General features: G+C 55.7%; 18 protein-coding genes. 11 read left to right on the top strand and 7 right to left on the bottom strand.

The annotated features are described in order from the left end of the window. The first annotated feature begins 128 nt into the window (after positions 1-128). On the top strand, positions 129-1,088 hold the full coding sequence (locus MKR05_RS18320) for a YbeF family transcriptional regulator (RefSeq protein ID WP_101991824.1): 960 nt from the start codon (positions 129-131) through the stop codon (positions 1,086-1,088). A 180-nt stretch (positions 1,089-1,268) separates the two neighbouring features. Beyond that, positions 1,269-2,234 (top strand): lipoyl synthase, encoded by a 966-nt coding sequence (gene lipA / locus MKR05_RS18315; RefSeq protein WP_023288828.1) that lies wholly within the window; start codon positions 1,269-1,271, stop codon positions 2,232-2,234. Between the two features lie 190 nt (positions 2,235-2,424). Here the strand turns inward: lipA and tatE are convergent, their stop codons facing one another. Both tatE and MKR05_RS18305 read right to left on the bottom strand, forming a co-directional pair. Continuing rightward, entirely contained in the window at positions 2,425-2,631 is a 207-nt protein-coding gene (gene tatE, locus MKR05_RS18310) for a twin-arginine translocase subunit TatE (protein ID WP_023288827.1), read from the bottom strand. Between the two features lie 242 nt (positions 2,632-2,873). Next, on the bottom strand, positions 2,874-3,662 hold the full coding sequence (locus tag MKR05_RS18305) for a deaminated glutathione amidase (RefSeq protein WP_023288826.1): 789 nt from the start codon (positions 3,660-3,662) through the stop codon (positions 2,874-2,876). An 89-nt stretch (positions 3,663-3,751) separates the two neighbouring features. Here MKR05_RS18305 and crcB point away from each other — a divergent pair, with 89 nt between their 5' ends. Next, a complete protein-coding gene (gene crcB, locus MKR05_RS18300; RefSeq protein WP_002894459.1) occupies positions 3,752-4,135 on the top strand; it encodes a fluoride efflux transporter CrcB in 384 nt (127 codons plus the stop codon). Between the two features lie 67 nt (positions 4,136-4,202). Here the strand turns inward: crcB and cspE are convergent, their stop codons facing one another. Next, positions 4,203-4,412 carry a transcription antiterminator/RNA stability regulator CspE gene (gene cspE / locus MKR05_RS18295; RefSeq protein ID WP_002439184.1) on the bottom strand — a complete coding sequence of 70 codons (210 nt, stop codon included), beginning with the start codon at positions 4,410-4,412 and terminating at the stop codon, positions 4,203-4,205. 194 nt (positions 4,413-4,606) lie between these two features. Beyond that, positions 4,607-5,128 carry a lipid IV(A) palmitoyltransferase PagP gene (gene pagP / locus MKR05_RS18290; RefSeq protein WP_023288825.1) on the bottom strand — a complete coding sequence of 174 codons (522 nt, stop codon included), beginning with the start codon at positions 5,126-5,128 and terminating at the stop codon, positions 4,607-4,609. 335 nt (positions 5,129-5,463) lie between these two features. Between pagP and dcuC the strand changes: the two genes are divergently transcribed. The 4 genes from dcuC (at position 5,464) to uspG (ending at position 8,932) form a co-directional block, all read left to right on the top strand. Beyond that, the gene (gene dcuC, locus MKR05_RS18285) at positions 5,464-6,837 is read left to right on the top strand and encodes an anaerobic C4-dicarboxylate transporter DcuC (RefSeq protein ID WP_023288824.1); all 1,374 of its coding nucleotides are present in this window, start codon (positions 5,464-5,466) and stop codon (positions 6,835-6,837) included. Positions 6,838-6,929: 92 nt separating this feature from the next. Continuing rightward, positions 6,930-7,727, top strand: a complete 798-nt coding sequence (rna, locus tag MKR05_RS18280) for a ribonuclease I (protein WP_023288823.1) — start codon at positions 6,930-6,932, stop codon at positions 7,725-7,727. A gap of 177 nt (positions 7,728-7,904) precedes the next feature. After that, on the top strand, positions 7,905-8,315 hold the full coding sequence (gene rnk / locus MKR05_RS18275) for a nucleoside diphosphate kinase regulator (RefSeq protein WP_032455114.1): 411 nt from the start codon (positions 7,905-7,907) through the stop codon (positions 8,313-8,315). A gap of 188 nt (positions 8,316-8,503) precedes the next feature. Next, positions 8,504-8,932 (top strand): universal stress protein UspG, encoded by a 429-nt coding sequence (gene uspG / locus MKR05_RS18270; protein WP_002894401.1) that lies wholly within the window; start codon positions 8,504-8,506, stop codon positions 8,930-8,932. 76 nt (positions 8,933-9,008) lie between these two features. Here the strand turns inward: uspG and ahpF are convergent, their stop codons facing one another. Further along, the gene (gene ahpF, locus MKR05_RS18265) at positions 9,009-10,574 is read right to left on the bottom strand and encodes an alkyl hydroperoxide reductase subunit F (protein WP_017899084.1); all 1,566 of its coding nucleotides are present in this window, start codon (positions 10,572-10,574) and stop codon (positions 9,009-9,011) included. Positions 10,575-10,943: 369 nt separating this feature from the next. After that, positions 10,944-11,507 (bottom strand): alkyl hydroperoxide reductase subunit C, encoded by a 564-nt coding sequence (gene ahpC / locus MKR05_RS18260; RefSeq protein WP_002894394.1) that lies wholly within the window; start codon positions 11,505-11,507, stop codon positions 10,944-10,946. Positions 11,508-11,917: 410 nt separating this feature from the next. On the opposite strand from ahpC, the gene dsbG reads away from it, so the two are divergent. The 4 genes from dsbG (at position 11,918) to MKR05_RS18240 (ending at position 15,728) form a co-directional block, all read left to right on the top strand. Beyond that, on the top strand, positions 11,918-12,667 hold the full coding sequence (gene dsbG / locus MKR05_RS18255; protein WP_238874924.1) for a thiol:disulfide interchange protein DsbG: 750 nt from the start codon (positions 11,918-11,920) through the stop codon (positions 12,665-12,667). Between the two features lie 180 nt (positions 12,668-12,847). Beyond that, the gene (gene citR, locus MKR05_RS18250; protein WP_044521604.1) at positions 12,848-13,780 is read left to right on the top strand and encodes a DNA-binding transcriptional repressor CitR; all 933 of its coding nucleotides are present in this window, start codon (positions 12,848-12,850) and stop codon (positions 13,778-13,780) included. 113 nt (positions 13,781-13,893) lie between these two features. Continuing rightward, on the top strand, positions 13,894-15,117 hold the full coding sequence (locus MKR05_RS18245; protein WP_048334386.1) for a phosphoadenosine phosphosulfate reductase: 1,224 nt from the start codon (positions 13,894-13,896) through the stop codon (positions 15,115-15,117). Continuing rightward, entirely contained in the window at positions 15,102-15,728 is a 627-nt protein-coding gene (locus MKR05_RS18240; protein WP_023288818.1) for a ParB/RepB/Spo0J family partition protein, read from the top strand. Before MKR05_RS18245 ends, MKR05_RS18240 begins: the two co-directional genes overlap by 16 nt. Here MKR05_RS18240 and MKR05_RS18235 read toward each other — a convergent pair whose 3' ends face one another. Beyond that, positions 15,729-16,874 (bottom strand): pyridoxal phosphate-dependent aminotransferase, encoded by a 1,146-nt coding sequence (locus tag MKR05_RS18235; protein ID WP_074186690.1) that lies wholly within the window; start codon positions 16,872-16,874, stop codon positions 15,729-15,731. Between the last annotated feature and the right edge of the window lie 98 nt (positions 16,875-16,972).

Raw genomic sequence — 16,972 nt, 5'->3', positions numbered from 1 at the left:
GGCAGACCAGCGCCCCGCTGACGGCGGGGTGCTGAACGAGTAACACATTATTTTTGCAATCAATTGTCACGCACGGCAACGCGGTGGGCCGCTATACTTGGCCTATCATTCCCAACCGGACTCATCGCGTGCCAGAGAATACGCCGCCGTCAGAATCTCCTGACCGACAGGACGAACGTTACGACCGTCAGATGTTTCGCATCCTGCGTAATATTGACCTCAATCTGTTGACCATCTTCGAAGCCGTGTACGTACACAAAGGTATCGTCAATGCCGCGAAGATACTCAATATCACGCCGTCGGCCATTAGCCAGTCAATAAACAAACTGCGGGCGCTGTTCCCCGATCCGCTGTTTATCCGTAAAGGCCAGGGCGTAACGCCCACCGCCTATGCCACCCATCTTCACCAGTACATCAGCCGCGGTATGGAGGCTTTCCTCAGCGCGCTGGATATCACCGGCAGCCCGCATCAGCAGCGGGTGATCACTATCGCCACCACGCCAGCCATGGGGGCGCTGCTGATGCCTGGCCTAGCCTGCGCGCTGAAGCCGGTCTTTCCGCAGATCCTGCTGCACAACATCGCCCTCACCGACGCCGCGCGGCAGCTAGAGCAGCGCCAGGTGGATCTGTTAATTGATACCCATCTGCACAGCGGCCAGGCGATAAGCCATCATGTCCTGTATCAGGATCGGGTGCAGATGTACTGCCGCGCAGGGCATCCCGCGCTGGACGGTCCACAGGATGAAACTACCCTCGCGAAGTATGAATTTGCGCTGCTGCTGCCGGAAGGCCAGCGCTACCCCACCCTCCACCGACGTTTGCAGGAAGAGATGGGCGAGCGCCGCTGCGGTTTCAGCACCTTCAACCTGCTAACCCAGGCGGCAATGATCGCCGAGAGCGACATGCTGGGGCTGACCACCGAGCGCCTGTTCGCCATGGTATCCCGTCTCTGGCCGCTGCAGACCCTGGACTTCCCCTCCCTGCGGGAAGAGCAGATTGATGTTGCGCTGCACTTCAATAAGCAGAGCGGGAAAGAGCCATTGCTGAAAGAGATCATTGAGACCGTGATCCAGGCGTTTAAGGCGTAGCGCACGGAAGGGAAAAGGATAAAACAACAACTATTTTACAATTTGCCGGGCAGGCAGGCTGCTTTCTGCCCCTTTTCAATGGTATACTGCCTGCTCTTGATTCAAAAATAGTTGATAATTGCAACATTTCATTGAATTAATTCGCTTTCCTTCGTGACTCGCAACTGGAACACGCACGCTATGAGTAAACCCATTGTGATGGAACGCGGTGTTAAGTACCGCGACGCCGATAAAATGGCCCTTATCCCGGTGAAGAACGTGGCAACTGAGCGTGAAGCTCTGCTCAGAAAACCGGAATGGATGAAAATCAAACTTCCGGCAGACTCGTCCCGTATCCAGGGAATCAAAGCAGCGATGCGTAAGAACGGCCTGCACTCCGTGTGCGAAGAGGCCTCCTGCCCGAACCTTGCAGAGTGCTTCAACCACGGTACCGCGACCTTTATGATCCTCGGCGCGATCTGTACCCGCCGTTGCCCATTCTGCGACGTCGCGCATGGCCGCCCGGTCGCGCCAGATGCGAACGAACCACAGAAGCTGGCGCAAACTATCGCCGATATGGGGCTGCGCTACGTGGTGGTCACTTCGGTGGACCGTGACGACCTGCGCGATGGCGGCGCACAGCATTTTGCCGACTGCATCAGCGCCATTCGCGAGAAAAACCCGACGATTAAAATCGAAACGCTGGTCCCGGATTTCCGCGGCCGCATGGATCGCGCCCTGGATATTCTGACGGTGACCCCGCCGGACGTCTTCAACCACAACCTCGAAAACGTACCGCGCCTCTATCGTCAGGTGCGTCCGGGCGCGGATTACAACTGGTCGCTGAAGCTGCTGGAGCGTTTTAAAGAAGCGCACCCGGAGATCCCGACAAAATCCGGCCTGATGGTGGGCCTGGGCGAAACCAACGACGAGATCATCGAAGTCATGCGCGACCTGCGCCGTCATGGCGTCACCATGCTGACGTTAGGCCAGTATCTGCAGCCGAGCCGTCACCACCTGCCAGTGCAGCGTTACGTTAGCCCGGAAGAGTTTGAAGAGATGAAAGCGGAAGCCATGGCGATGGGCTTCACCCACGCCGCCTGCGGCCCCTTCGTTCGCTCTTCCTATCACGCCGACCTGCAGGCTAAAGGGATGGAAGTTAAATAACCTGCCGCTTCTCCCGCTGCGTCACTTCCCGGCGCAGCGGCGCTCTCCGCTTCATTCGCTTCGCCTTCCCGTAACAGTTAGTTGCATCTTTCCTGCGCGGCGTCGACAAAAACGACAAAGGCCGCAACGTCAAACGTCGCGGCCTCTTCGCCGTACCACCCGCATCCCGCCAGGGGACGCAGCCGGAGAATTACTCTTTATGAGAGAGCTTCTGCGCCGGTGCTTCGTCTTCAGCGGTGGTTTTTTTCGCGCTATCGTCATCTTCGTTCATGGCTTTTTTAAAGCCCTTGATAGCCGATCCCAGGTCGCCGCCCAGCGTACGTAATTTCTTGGTACCAAACACTAAGATAATCAGTGCTGCGACTACCAGCAGTTTGGTAATACTAATCTCACCCATAGCTAACCTTCTTCTCTATACAAGCTGCGAATACGCCATCATACACGCATTTATCCGTCATATTGTAATCCACCTGTGCGTGGGCTGCGTGATTCAGCCCGAGGCCTCCCCTCCGGGAGCGAGCGCTGGGGTGTCCGTCCTGACGTGCACAGCGAATTATTGGGATAAACAATACGGGTATTTGGCGCGCGGACACAATAGCAATCTGTAACAAGGTGAATCAAGCCTTGTTTAAAAAAACATCACAATAATTGCGGTGGCGCAAACCGTCGGTTCTGCAGCACCGGCAAACGCTCGCGAACCCGCGCAAGGTAGTCTGCGGATATATCGGCATAGATAAGCTGCGGCTCGCTCCCCGCGCCCGCCACGGTGGTCCCCAGCGGATCGACGATGCGGCTCTGCCCGATGTTACGCGTCCCGCATTCGCCTGCCGCCACGACGTAGCAGGTCGTGTCCAGCGCGCGCGCCGCCAGCAGCGTCGCCCAGTGATGCTCTTTTTGCGGCCCTTTCACCCATGCGGTGGGCAGCACCAGCAGCTGCGCCCCGTTCAGCGCCAGCGACAGCGCCAGCTCCGGAAAACGCAGATCGTAACAGGTCATCAGGCCAACGCGGAAACCCGCCACTTCAATCACCGGCGGGATTTGCCGGCCGGGATCCACCCGCCGGGATTCCTGCATAGCGAAGGCGTCGTATAAATGAAGTTTGTGATAATGGGCAATAACCTTCCCTTCACGCAATACCACCAGCGTGTTGGTTGCTCTCCCCTCCCCCGACGGCACATGCAGCGTCAGGATCGTCGTCAGGCCGTTACGCGCGCTCTCGGCCAGCAGCAGCTGTAAAAACTCTCCATCCAGCGTTTGGGCCGAGTTCACCGACAGATCCGGGTCGTTGTCATCACGTGCCAGCAACGCCTCCGGCAGCACCAGCAGCGCCGCCCCTTCACGCGCCGCCTGCTGCATCATCGCCACACAAGTTTGCGCATTCGTCCGCCAAACTGGCGTGACGATAAACTGCCCTGCCGCTACCCGCATGTTTTTCTCCCGTCAGGTTATGAATAGCCAATTGCGTCCGTTGCGCGCTACACTTGACACTCTCTTACATCAAATAGCAGGAAACGACCGTGTTTCAACTTCTTTGCGCCGTTTTTATTGGCGGCGGCACCGGCAGCGTTTTGCGCTGGTGGCTCGGCATGAAGCTCAATCCTGTGCACCATGCTATCCCGATTGGGACGCTGACTGCCAACCTGTTAGGCGCCTTTGTGATCGGCGCCGGGCTGGCGTGGTTTAATAGACTGACCGGCATTGACCCGATGTGGAAACTGCTGATTACCACGGGTTTCTGCGGCGGGTTGACCACCTTCTCCACCTTCTCTGCGGAAGTGGTGTTTCTTCTGCAGCAGGGGCGAGTGAGCTGGGCGCTCCTCAACGTCGCGGTGAACTTGCTGGGCTCGTTTGCCATGACGGCTGTCGCCTTCTGGCTCTTCTCGCAGGCCGCCAGCCGCTAAAGGCGTAATCAACAGGCAAAAAAAAACCCGCTGATTAGCGGGTTTTTATATTCTACTGACGCGTTGCTTACAGAGCGATTACGTTTGCAGCAGAAGGGCCTTTGGCACCGTTAGTGATTTCGAACTCTACGCGCTGACCTTCAGCCAGAGTTTTGAAACCGTTGGACTGGATTGCAGAGAAGTGTACGAATACATCTTTGCTGCCATCTTCCGGAGTAATGAAACCGAATCCTTTGGACTCATTAAACCACTTAACGTTACCTTTAATCTTAGACATCAAAATTACCTTTATATGAAAAATCGACACTAATGCTGTGTCGGGTATCAGTACACCAATTGTGGTACCTTTTGTCCAGTGCAACTTTGCTAAAAAGTGATAAAAGTCGCTATCTTTTTTAGTGGGTAACGCTTTAGTCCTTGTTTTTCCACAAGACGCATCGCTTATCTCATTTATTGCTAAGACTTAGCGAATTAAAACTGTATGCGAGCCCAGGCGAAGTAAACGTTACCGTTATTGTAGGTACCGGGAATATAGGTCATCTGGAACGTTGCCGGACCGTAACCTATTGACGCTAAGGGCAAGATCACCGGAATCGGGATGTAGTTCCAGTTATCGCGCGCCGTCACCCCGAGGGTATAGCCGAGACCGAGGTGGAAGTTCTGGTCCGTCAGCGGACGCCAGGTTTTCTCCCAACCGTAGCCGCCGATGGGTTCCCACTTATTGAAAGAGTCTTTAAACGCCATCAGGTACAGGCCGTGCCAGTTCCCTTTCTCATCCCAGCGCGAAACGCCGAAGCCTGCCCCCCACGGACGTTCGTTATACTTGTCCGTCTTTTCCTTATCATAAGCAAAGCGCGCGTGCCAGGTGATGGCTGGAACGTACAGATCATAGTGCTCCGGCTCATTCCAGGTCTGCGCAACGTTATTACTTAAGGTATGGTAACCTTCGCTAAGGGTCGATGAAAACGACGCGCTGGCGTTTCCGGATACCAATAACCATCCTAAAAAACCAAGAGAAAACAATGAAAAACGACGTAACATCAACACTTTTCTATTACCACTTTCATTTAAAAGCCACCTAAGATAGCAAAGATAGTCTCAATACAGGTTGAACGAAATAAGGCAAACTCCTGATTTTCGCCCGCTGACCATCAGAACCGCTTAACTATCCATCTGGTGATTATATCCAGGCGGGACGGGAGGGGCGTAGTTCTTATCGCTTTATTGATTTGCATCAGCGAGTTTCGTCCGTTTTTTCGGCACATTCGCACATTAAAATTTGGTGTGGCGCTTTTTAACTACATATTCTTTGGGCTTAGGGGAAATGAATGCTGACGTTTGTTGAGATCCTGATCGGGATTGCGGTCATTGTGGGCGTCGCCCGCTATATCATTAAGGGCTATTCAGCCACCGGCGTGCTGTTCGTCGGCGGCTTAATATTGCTGATCGTCAGCGCCCTGCTGGGTCATAAAGTCTTACCAGGCAATACCGAGGGCACCGGTTACTCCGCCACTGACATTATTGAATACATTAAGATTCTACTCATGAGCCGTGGCGGCGATTTGGGTATGATGATCATGATGCTGTGCGGCTTCGCCACCTATATGACGCATATTGGCGCCAATGATATGGTGGTGAAATTAGCCTCAAAGCCATTGCGCTATATCAATTCGCCCTATCTGCTGATGATTGCCGCCTACTTTGTCGCCTGCCTGATGTCGCTGGCCGTCTCCTCCGCGACCGGCCTCGGCGTCCTGCTGATGGCGACGCTATTCCCGGTGATGGTAAACGTCGGTATCAGCCGCGGTGCGGCGGCGGCCATCTGCGCCTCCCCGGCGGCGATTATCCTTTCGCCTACCTCGGGTGACGTCGTGCTGGCGGCAAAAGCGGCCGAAATGCCGCTGATCGACTTTGCCTTCAAGACCACGCTGCCGATCTCCATCGCCGCTATCATCTGCATGGCGATCGCCCACTTCTTCTGGCAGCGCTATCTGGATAAAAAAGAGAACATTTCCCACGAAATGCTCGACGTCAACGAGATCACCACCAATGCCCCGGCGCTGTACGCCATCCTGCCGTTTACCCCGATTATTGGCGTACTGATCTTTGATGGCAAATGGGGGCCGGAACTGCACATTATTACCATCCTCGTCGGCTGCATGCTGCTGGCGGCGATCCTCGAATTCCTGCGCGGGTTCAACACCAAAAATGTCTTCAGCGGACTGGAAGTCGCCTACCGCGGGATGGCTGACGCCTTCGCCGGGGTGGTGATGCTGCTGGTCGCCGCCGGCGTTTTTGCTCAGGGATTAAGCACCATCGGCTTCATCAACGGTCTGATCTCCATCGCCACTTCCTTCGGCTCGGCCAGTATTATTCTGATGCTGGTGCTGGTGATCCTGACCATGCTGGCGGCGATGACCACCGGCTCCGGCAATGCCCCGTTCTACGCCTTTGTCGAGATGATCCCCAAGCTGGCGCACTCCTCCGGCATCAATCCCGCCTATCTGTCGATCCCGATGCTGCAGGCCTCTAACCTTGGCCGCACGATCTCGCCAGTCTCCGGCGTGGTGGTGGCCGTCGCCGGGATGGCGAAGATCTCCCCATTCGAAGTGGTCAAACGCACCTCGGTGCCGGTGATGGTTGGCCTGCTGGTGGTGATTGTCGCGACCGAGATCCTCGTCCCGGGCAGCGCGGTCCACTAATGGTCTAACCACGTGAAAAGGCGCCAGCAGGCGCCTTTTTTATGCTTTAATAACTCCCCGTTATCTTTTGCCATCCACAATCAGGAATAAACATGTTCAGGAAGGAATTCGCCGCGCTTGCCCTTGTGCTTACCGCCACTCAGGCCGGCGCTGAACCGCTCACCGCGACGCGATACGCTGATTTTGACCGCTATGTCCTGGCCCTCTCCTGGCAAACCGGATTCTGTCAGAGCATGTATGACCGTAACCGCAACGAACCGGAAGAGTGCCGCCTGCAGCAGGAAACCGCGAATAAAGCCGATTTTCTGACCGTGCACGGCCTGTGGCCCGGGCTGCCAAAGTCCATTGCCGCGCGCGGAGTGGATGAACGACGCTGGATGCGCTACGGCTGCGCCACGCGCCCGCTGCCCGACATGCCGGAGGTGAAAGCGAACCGCAAATGTCAGGCGGCGGAGACGGGATTGTCGCTGGAGATGGCCAACAAACTGAATAGCGTAATGCCGGGCGCGGGCGGCACCTCCTGCCTCGAACGTTACGAATATGCCAAACATGGTGTCTGCTTCGGCTTCGATCCCGACAGCTATTTTGGCGCCATGGTGCGCCTGAACGGGGAAATTAAGCGCAGCCCGGTTGGTGATTTCCTTGCCAAACACTATGGCCAAACCGTCAGCCGGGCCGACTTCGACGCCGCCGTGGCCCGCGCCTGGGGTCCGCAGAGCGTGAAGGCGTTTAAATTAACCTGTAACGGTAATCCTGCCTATTTGACCGAGATGCAAATCTCGCTCAACGCCGCGACCATCAACGCCCCACTGGCCACCTCCGCCTTTCTGCCCCAGCCTCACCCGGGTAACTGCGGCGCGCAGTTTATCCTCGATAAGGTTGGCCACTAGCGCAACGCGGCATACTGTTCAGAAAACGCCCTTCGCCGGAGGCGTTGCGCGCTGATTGTGCGTTTCATCACTTCAAACTGCCGGCAACTCTCAGTATGATGGGAGAACCTTAACCCTTGCCTTTTTCGGCGAGGGTTTTCTTTTACGGACAGGTTCCTGGATAACATGGAGTATGCAATGACCAGACCCGCAATCATCATTAACGAACTGGATGCCGAACGTATCGACAGGCTGCTGGAGCAGCCGGCTTTCGCCAGCTCGCCGGTTGCCGATGCCCTGAACGACGAGCTCGACCGCGCGCAAATGCTGGCGCCGGAAGCGATGCCGCACGATGTCGTCACCATGAACAGTACGGTTAAATTCCGCGATTTAACCAGCGGCGAAGAGCGCGTGCGGACGCTGGTGTTTCCGACGCAGGTGACCGACAGCGCCAGCCAGCTCTCCGTCCTCGCGCCGGTGGGCGCCGCGCTGCTCGGCCTCAAGGTCGGCAGCACCATTCACTGGGAGCTGCCGGGCGGGGCGTCGACGCACCTGGAAGTGCTGGCGCTGCTGTACCAGCCGGAAGCCGCTGGCGAATTCCACCGTTAATCCCCGCTGCCTGAGGCGTATCGCGCTTTATTCAGAGGATGTCCACACATCCTCTTTCTGCTGTCTTTCCCCCCGCTAACCTTTTTTTACGCTTTGCGCCTGCCTGACTGACAGTTTTGCGACCTGAATGACACAATATCCGCATATAATATGTTGATATAGACGCAAACGAACAAGGAGGATTGCATATGTATAAGACTATCATTATGCCGGTTGATGTCTTTGAGATGGCGCTGAGCGATAAAGCCGTCCGGCATGCGGAGTTTCTGGCCCAGCAGGACGGGGTGATCCATCTGCTCCACGTCTTACCCGGTTCAGCGAGCTTCACGATGAGCCGTTTTACCGCCGACCTGCGGCGTTTTGAGGAACATCTGCAGCACGAGGCGGAAACCCGCCTGCAGACCATGGTCAGCCATTTCAGCATTGACCCATCGCGGATCAAGCTGCATGTGCGTTTCGGCAGCGTGCGCGACATGGTCAACGAACTGGCCAGCGAAATAAACGCCGACGTGGTGGTGATTGGCTCACGCAATCCCTCCATCAGTACCCACCTGTTGGGCTCCAACGCCTCGAGCGTCATCCGTCACGCCCATATCCCGGTGATGGTCGTCAGGTAAGGCTGAGAAAAAGCGCATAAAAAAAGAGGCTACCCCCGGGTAGCCTCTTTGTTATGCAGGTCTATTGTCTGACTTGTTATGCGGTTTTCGTGCGGATCAGATAGTCGAAGGCGCTCAGCGACGCTTTCGCCCCCTCCCCTGCCGCGATGATAATCTGCTTGTACGGCACGGTGGTGCAGTCACCGGCGGCGAATACGCCTTTAACGTTGGTTTCGCACTTCGCATCGATGATGATCTCGCCCATACGGTTACGCTCAACCGCGCCTTCCAGCCAGGTGGTATTAGGCAGCAGGCCGATCTGCACGAAGATGCCCGCCAGCGCGACGTGATGCTCATCGCCGCTCACCCGGTCACGATACTGCAGACCGGTGACCTTGCTGCCGTCGCCTTTCACTTCCGTGGTCTGCGCATTGAGAATGATGTCGACATTCTTCAGACTGCGGACTTTATCCTGCAGCACCTGGTCGGCCTTCATCTCCGGTGCGAATTCCAGCAGGGTCACGTGTTCCACGACGCCCGCCAGGTCGATGGCGGCTTCCACGCCGGAGTTCCCCCCGCCGATCACCGCCACGCGCTTACCTTTAAACAGCGGGCCGTCGCAGTGCGGGCAGTAGGTTACGCCCTTGGTGCGATACTGATCTTCGCCCGGCACGTTCATGTTGCGCCATTTCGCCCCGGTGGCAATGATGACGCTGCGCGCCTTCAGCACCGCGCCGGAGGCGGTTTCGATCTGATGCAGGCCGCCCTCTGTCGCCGCTGGCGTCAGTTTGGTCGCGCTCTGGGAGTCGATCACATCGACGTTATAGTCGCTAACGTGCGCTTTCAGGGCCCCGGCCAGCTTCTGGCCTTCGGTTTTCGGCACCGAAATGTAGTTTTCGATATCCACGGTATCCAGCACCTGGCCGCCGAAGCGTTCGCCCATCAGGCCGGTACGAATCCCTTTACGCGCAGAGTAAACCGCGGCCGCCGCGCCGGACGGGCCGGAACCGACGATCAGCACATCGTAAGCGTCACGCTGATTCAGCTCTTCCGCTGCGCGTTTTTCCGCACCGGTGTCCACTTTGGCGACGATTTCCGTCAGCGTCATCCGCCCCTGACCAAACTCCTGGCCGTTCATGAACACCGCCGGCACGCCCATCACGTTGCGCTCGGTGATCTCATTCTGGAACGTCCCGCCGTCAATCGCCGTATGTTTGATACGCGGGTTGAGCACCGCCATCAGGTTCAGCGCCTGGACCACGTCCGGGCAGTTATGGCAGGAGAGCGAGTAGTAGGTTTCAAACTCGAAGTCGCCATCGATATCGCGGATCTGCTCCAGCAGAGACTGGGCCTCTTTCGACGGATGACCGCCGGTCCACAGCAGCGCCAGCACCAGCGAGGTAAACTCGTGGCCCAGCGGGGAGCCCGCAAAGCGTGGGCCCTGGTCGGAACCGGGGTTAGTAATCAGGAACGATGGCTTGCGTACCGCCAGCGTGTTGTCTTCTTTAAAGGTGACTTTGTCTGACAGTTCAGCAATTTCAGCCAGCAGTTCCCTGATTTCTGCCGATTTAGCGCTGTCATCCAGCGTGGCAATCAGCTCAACAGGCTTGGTCAGCTTCTCAAGATAGGCCTTGAGCTGGGTTTTCATGTTGGTGTCGAGCATTGTTATCTCCTGGGCTTAAAACATCATCATGCAAGCGGCCTTGTCAGGCTGCCTGAATGCGCTTGCATCATGGTGTTGGAATGAAATGGGCGCAGGTGCGCCCATGACTGAAGTAATTTCCAAAGTATTTCGCGTCAGAGCAAGGCGGCTAGCCTGAGAATCCCCGAGAGCTTACTGAAGTAAGCGACCGGGGTGAGCAGGCGACGCCAACGCAGCTATGGCGTGAAAGGCGACGGAAATTGTAATTCACCAGTATTTCGCGTTAGAGCAAGGCGGCAAGCTTATGAACCCCCGGGAGCTTACACGAGTAAGTGACCGGGGTGATTAAGCGCAGCCAACGCCGCTATGATGCGAAAGACGCCGTGATTATTAGATTTTGCCGACCAGGTCCAGGGATGGAGCCAGCGTCGCTTCGCCTTCTTTCCATTTCGCCGGGCACACTTCGCCTGGGTGGGAAGCAACATACTGCGCCGCTTTGATTTTACGCAGCAGGTCAGACGCGTCACGGCCGATACCTTCAGCGGTAACTTCGATCGCCTGGATGATACCCTGCGGGTCAACCACGAAGGTGGCGCGGTCAGCCAGACCTTCATCTTCACGCATGTTGTCGAAGTTACGGGTCAGGGCGCCAGTCGGGTCGCCAATCATCGCGTATTTGATTTTCGCGATGGTTTCAGAGCTGCTGTGCCACGCTTTGTGGGTGAAGTGGGTATCGGTAGAAACAGAGTAAACGTCTACGCCCAGCTTCTGCAGTTCTTCGTAATGGTCAGCCACGTCGCCCAGTTCGGTCGGGCAGACGAAGGTGAAGTCAGCCGGATAGAAGAAGAAGACGCTCCAGCGGCCTTCGGTGTCTTTCTCGGTGACTTCGATGAATTCACCATTTTTGAATGCCTGGTTTTTGAACGGTTTGATTTTGGTGTTAATTAAGGACATCTATACTTCCTCCGTGTTTTCGTTGAGGTCTAAGTTAACGAATTTTTCCTGACCCGACCAATGCGTTTACATTATCGAATCAATAAGCGTTATCTAACAACCGGAACAAGACAACAATGTGAACCTGTCGACGCGTTCAGCGCAGTTCGCTGTTTTTCGCATCATTTGCCGCGACAAAAGTAAAAAGGCCACCCTTTCAGGCGGCCCCGTTACCTGAAATACCCGAAGGTAGGTTCAGCGCCAGTCAGACTGGCTATGTGTTGCGCTCTACATTACCTTAATGTAACAGCATCCAGGATTACATCACCCATGCCAGGAAAGGGCAATCCGTCGTTCTGCTGATCCTGCCTATAACTGTAATAGGTTTGGCAATGTTTCTTCCTTTCCTGCTGATTTTACAAGGAATACTCATGTTAAAACGTCTGCTGTTGCTCAGCCTTATGCCTTTTTGTAGCTATGCGGAAGAACTGCCCGCCCCGGTAAAAGCAATTGAAAAACAGGGCATTACCATCATCAAACCCTTTGACGCGCCGGGGGGAATGAAGGGCTGGCTGGGGAAATACCAGGATATGGGCGTCGCCATCTACCTCACGCCTGACGGCAAACATGCCATTTCCGGTTATATGTACGACGAAAACGGCAACAACCTCAGCGAGCAGTTATTTCAAAAAGCGCTCTACACGCCGGCGGGACAGGAGATGTGGAAGAAGATGGCCAGCGCCCACTGGCTGCAGGATGGCGACAAGGACGCCCCCATCGTGCTGTATGTCTTTGCCGATCCCTTCTGCCCTTACTGCAAACAGTTCTGGCAGCAGTCCCGTCCCTGGGTGGAGGCCGGTAAAGTGCAGATCCGCACCCTGCTGGTAGGCGTGATCAAGCCGGAGAGCCCGGCCACCGCCGCGGCGATCCTCGCCAGTAAAGATCCGGCGAAAACCTGGCACGATTACGAGCAATCGAACGGCAAAATGGCCCTGACGATACCGAAGGCTATCCCGCCGGAGAAGATGAAAATGCTCAACGTCAACCAGCAGCTAATGGACGATCTGGGGGCCAACGTCACGCCAGCTATTTATTATATGAATAAGGATAATATGCTGCAGCAGGTGGTCGGCCTGCCGGATAAAGAGAAGCTGTCTATTATGATGGGTGAAAAAGAGTAATTTCGTCCCGGTGTGGCGCCTGGCGAATCCGACCGCTGGTGCCACTGCCGATAGTAAGATATATTAAGCAAAACTTAATTTTATTTGCCCACAATTAAATTCACACCACAAATACTAAGACTCAAGATATTATCGTTAGAAATATTTTAACTTACACTGGCAATAAACAGGACTGTGTTAATGGCAAATCTTTACGATCTGAAAAAGTTCGATCTAAATTTATTGGTTATTTTTGAATGTATCTATCAGCATTTAAGCATCAGCAAAGCGGCGGCGATGTTATTTATCACCCCGTCAGCGGTAAGTCAGTCATTGCAGCGTCTGCGTCAGCAGTTAGACGACCCGCTATTTGTGCGCGTCGGGAAGGGAATGACGCCCACCACCGCCTGCGTGAATCTTCATTACCACCTGCAGCAAAATCTGGAGCAGCTGGAAAAAACGATCAATCTCAATAACCGCTCCGATCTGCGTAAACGTATTGTAATATATGGCCCCCCGCTGTTCTGTTCAGTAAACAGCCACTTTATGATTAACCAGCTTTGTCATCAGGCCAACTTGCAAATTGAGCACCATAACCTGACCACCACCGAATCGGCTGAGGAGCTGCTGGCATATCGCCAGGCTGACCTGGTGTTCACCCGAATGCCCATCACCAACCGCGCCACCATCTGTCAGCCCTATCAGACGGTGCAGACCCTCGCGGTGTGTCGGACGAACCATCCGCGGCGCGAGGCGCTCACGTCAGTTGACGCGCTGGCGCAGGAGTTTTTCACCCACTATATTACCAACGATCCCGTTATCCAGCGCGTTCAGCAAAGCAGCACGCCCTGGCTGAACCCGCGTAATATTGCCTTTCGCAGCGACTCTTTTATGACCATTCTTAACATGATCAATAAAACCGATCTGATTGGCTTCTTGCCATCCTATTTATATGATTTTATTTCGCCAGCCATGCAACTTCACGTCCTCGATATAAACGAACTTTTTCCAGACATTACGATATATATTAACTACCATCAATCATCCGCACAAAATCATTTTTTATCTGAATTAATCACCATTTTAATGAATGACAGAGAGATATCACGTCCCCAATTCAATAACAGCCAATAACGATCCGACTTATTGCCCCTCCCCAAGGGAAAGGAAAGTCGACCATTAATTTCCCGCTCGTCATCGTTTATACTGAGCGAACGGGAATCTCTAGTATTAAAGGATTAATGGTCATGTCGTTTATCAAATATCCCTTAGCGGAATCGGTGCTGCAGGCGACGGAGCAGCGGATCGATTGGGTTATGGATAATTTTTCACGCATTTGCGTCTCTTTCTCTGGCGGAAAAGACTCTACCGTTATGCTCCATTTAACCGCGCAGGCAGCGCGGTTACAGGGTAAGAAAATCAGTGTGCTGTTTATTGACTGGGAAGCGCAGTTCTCCTGCACCATCGCTCACTGTGAAAAACTGCGCGCCCTCTATCAGGATGTTATCGATACCTTTTACTGGGTCGCCCTGCCGCTCACTACCCAAAATGCCCTGACGCAGTATAAGCCGCAATGGCAATGCTGGCAGCCCGGCACCGCCTGGGTCCGCCAGCCCCCCTCCTGGGCCATTACCCACCCGGGCTATTTTTCGTTTTACCAGCCGGGGATGAGCTTTGAAGCCTTCGTCAGCCACTTTGCCGAGTGGTTTTCACAGCGCCGTCCCGCCGCCGTGCTGGTGGGTATTCGGGCAGATGAGTCGCTGAATCGCTTTATGACCATCTCTTCTCAGCGAAAACAGCGCTTCGCCGACGATAAACCGTGGACCACCTCGGCGCCGGGCGGCCACGCCTGGTACATCTACCCGATCTATGACTGGAAAACCGCCGATATCTGGACCTGGTTTGCTAAAAGCGGCCAGCCCTATAACCCGCTGTACGATCTGATGTATCAGGCCGGTGTGCCGCTGCGCTATATGCGCATCTGCGAACCCTTCGGTCCTGAGCAGCGCCAGGGGCTATGGCTGTACCATGTGCTGGAGCCGGAGCGCTGGGCCGCGATGTGCCAGCGGGTGAGCGGCGCGCACAGCGGCGGCGTCTATGCCGGGCATGATAATCAATTCTACGGTCACCGAAAAATCGACAAACCGGACCATTTGACATGGAAAAGCTATGCGCTGTTTCTGCTCGACAGCATGCCGGAAACCACCGCCGAGCATTACCGCAATAAGATCGCCGTCTACCTGCGCTGGTACCAGAAAAAAGGCATGGAAGAGATCCCCGATACTCAGCCCGCGGACGTTGGCACCAAAGATATCCCCTCCTGGCGACGGATCTGCAAAGTGCTACTCAATAATGACTACTGGTGCCGCCAGCTCTCCTTCAGCCCAACCAAAAGCAGCCACTATCAGCGCTACCGAAAACGTATGGAAAAACATCGCCAACAATGGGGGATATTATGCAACAACAACTAACGCAGGCGCTGGAGGATTTCCTGCAAACGCTGGATGACGAAGCGCGTATCGAGGCTATCAACGCGTTTCGCCAGGTGCTCCACCAACACAGTCCCTTCCGCTCGCAGCCCGTTGACTGTGTGCTGTGGGTCAAACAGGAGCAGGTTATCCCCAACGACTATAATCCGAATAACGTGGCGCCGCCGGAGAAGCGCCTGCTGCAGACCTCGCTGGAGGCCGATGGCTTTACCCAGCCGGTGGTGGTCATCAGGCAGGGACCGCAGGGGTACGCGATTGTCGACGGTTTTCACCGCCATGAGCTGGCCTGCAGCAAAGCGTCGCTGAAAAAAAAGCTGAAAGGCTATCTACCGGTCACCTGCCTGACGCATGAAAACGCCTCACGCGACGGGCTGATGGCAGCGACAATACGCCACAACCGGGCGCGCGGACGCCACCAAATTCACGCCATGTCAGATATTGTCCGCGAGCTAACCCGGCTCGGCTGGACGCCGCAAAAGATCGGCAAAGAGCTGGGGATGGATGCCGATGAGGTGCTGCGCCTGAAGCAAATTAGCGGCCTGGCAGAGATGTTCGCCGACCGCCAGTTCTCTCAGGCGTGGACCATAAAGTAACTACAGCTCGCACAAACGCGCCGCCGCGGCCAGCAGGGTCTCCGGTTGTTTAGCGAAGCACAAGCGGATCAGCTTGTGCGGGAACGGGTCGGCGCAGAAGACGGAGAGCGGGATCGCCGCCACCCCAACCTCTGTCGTCAGCCAGCGGCAGAAGCTGACGTCGTCAAGGTCGGAGATGGCGCTGTAGTCCGCCAGCAGGAAATAGGTCCCCTCACAGGGCAGGAGCTCCAGCCGGCTGGGGCGCAGCGCCTCAATAAACAGATCGCGGCGTTCACGATAAAAGGCCGGTAGTTCTCGGTAGTGATCCGGCGCCTCGCGCAGCATGTCGGCGATCGCCAGCTGCGCCGGGGTATTTACCGAGAAGGTCAGATACTGGTGCACCTTGCGCAGCTCCGCGCTGATGGCCGCCGGCGCCACGCAGTAGCCAACCTTCCAGCCGGTCATATGAAACGTTTTGCCAAACGAAGAGACCGCCACCGCCCGCTCGCGCAATAGCGGATGCGCCAGCACGCTGGCGTGGCCGTCCTCGGCAAAGTTGATATGCTCATAGACCTCGTCGCTGAGAACATAGATCTCACGTTCGGCAATCGCCTGCCACAGGGCGGCAAAATCCTCGCGTTGCCAGACCGTGGCCGAGGGATTGTGCGGGGTGTTGAGGATCACCAGCCGGGTTTTGTCGCTCAGCGTCGCGGCAAACTGCTGCCAGTCGACGCGAAAATGCGGCGGCTGAAGGGCAATACGGCGTAATTCGCCGCCGGCCAGCGCCACCGCGGGAGCATAGCTGTCGTAGCTGGGATCGAAACAGACCACCTCGTCGCCGCGGCGCACCAGAGCGGTAATCGCCGCGTACAGGGCCTCCGTCGCCCCGGCGGTGACCGTAATATCGCTGTTGACGTCGGGTCGATATCCATACCGCTCCGCCGTCTTGTCAGCGATCGCCTCGCGCAGCGCCGGCACGCCGGTCATCGGGGCATACTGATTCGCCCCCTGCGCCACGTGGTACGCCAGACGCTCCTGAAGATAGCGCGGGCCGTCGAAATCGGGAAAGCCCTGCGACAGGTTTATGGCCTGATGCTGCTGGGCGAGAGCGCTCATCTGGGTAAAAATGGTGGTGCCAAGTGACGGGAGTTTACTCTCTGGAATCAATGGGTTATTACTCATTCTTTTTGTACCGATTGTAATGCTGTTGTTGAAGCCACTATAACACGATGTTAATATTTGGCAATCAAGACGCTTAGACGTCT

The sequence above is a fragment of the Klebsiella sp. K5-204 genome (assembly GCF_030128585.1).
GTDB lineage: Bacteria > Pseudomonadota > Gammaproteobacteria > Enterobacterales > Enterobacteriaceae > Klebsiella > Klebsiella quasipneumoniae.
This window is presented reverse-complemented; position numbering and strand designations above follow the sequence as displayed.

What these genes read in the sequence shown, in the direction of transcription:
- MKR05_RS18305 (WP_023288826.1), bottom strand. Translation starts at nt 3,662, where the DNA reads ATGCGGGTAGCGGCAGGGCAGTTTATCGTCACGCCAGTTTGGCGGACG.
- MKR05_RS18240 (WP_023288818.1), top strand. Translation starts at nt 15,102, where the DNA reads ATGCAACAACAACTAACGCAGGCGCTGGAGGATTTCCTGCAAACGCTG.
- MKR05_RS18245 (WP_048334386.1), top strand. Translation starts at nt 13,894, where the DNA reads ATGTCGTTTATCAAATATCCCTTAGCGGAATCGGTGCTGCAGGCGACG.
- uspG (WP_002894401.1), top strand. Translation starts at nt 8,504, where the DNA reads ATGTATAAGACTATCATTATGCCGGTTGATGTCTTTGAGATGGCGCTG.
- ahpF (WP_017899084.1), bottom strand. Translation starts at nt 10,574, where the DNA reads ATGCTCGACACCAACATGAAAACCCAGCTCAAGGCCTATCTTGAGAAG.
- rna (WP_023288823.1), top strand. Translation starts at nt 6,930, where the DNA reads ATGTTCAGGAAGGAATTCGCCGCGCTTGCCCTTGTGCTTACCGCCACT.
- citR (WP_044521604.1), top strand. Translation starts at nt 12,848, where the DNA reads ATGGCAAATCTTTACGATCTGAAAAAGTTCGATCTAAATTTATTGGTT.
- ahpC (WP_002894394.1), bottom strand. Translation starts at nt 11,507, where the DNA reads ATGTCCTTAATTAACACCAAAATCAAACCGTTCAAAAACCAGGCATTC.
- dsbG (WP_238874924.1), top strand. Translation starts at nt 11,918, where the DNA reads ATGTTAAAACGTCTGCTGTTGCTCAGCCTTATGCCTTTTTGTAGCTAT.
- dcuC (WP_023288824.1), top strand. Translation starts at nt 5,464, where the DNA reads ATGCTGACGTTTGTTGAGATCCTGATCGGGATTGCGGTCATTGTGGGC.
- tatE (WP_023288827.1), bottom strand. Translation starts at nt 2,631, where the DNA reads ATGGGTGAGATTAGTATTACCAAACTGCTGGTAGTCGCAGCACTGATT.
- lipA (WP_023288828.1), top strand. Translation starts at nt 1,269, where the DNA reads ATGAGTAAACCCATTGTGATGGAACGCGGTGTTAAGTACCGCGACGCC.
- rnk (WP_032455114.1), top strand. Translation starts at nt 7,905, where the DNA reads ATGACCAGACCCGCAATCATCATTAACGAACTGGATGCCGAACGTATC.
- cspE (WP_002439184.1), bottom strand. Translation starts at nt 4,412, where the DNA reads ATGTCTAAGATTAAAGGTAACGTTAAGTGGTTTAATGAGTCCAAAGGA.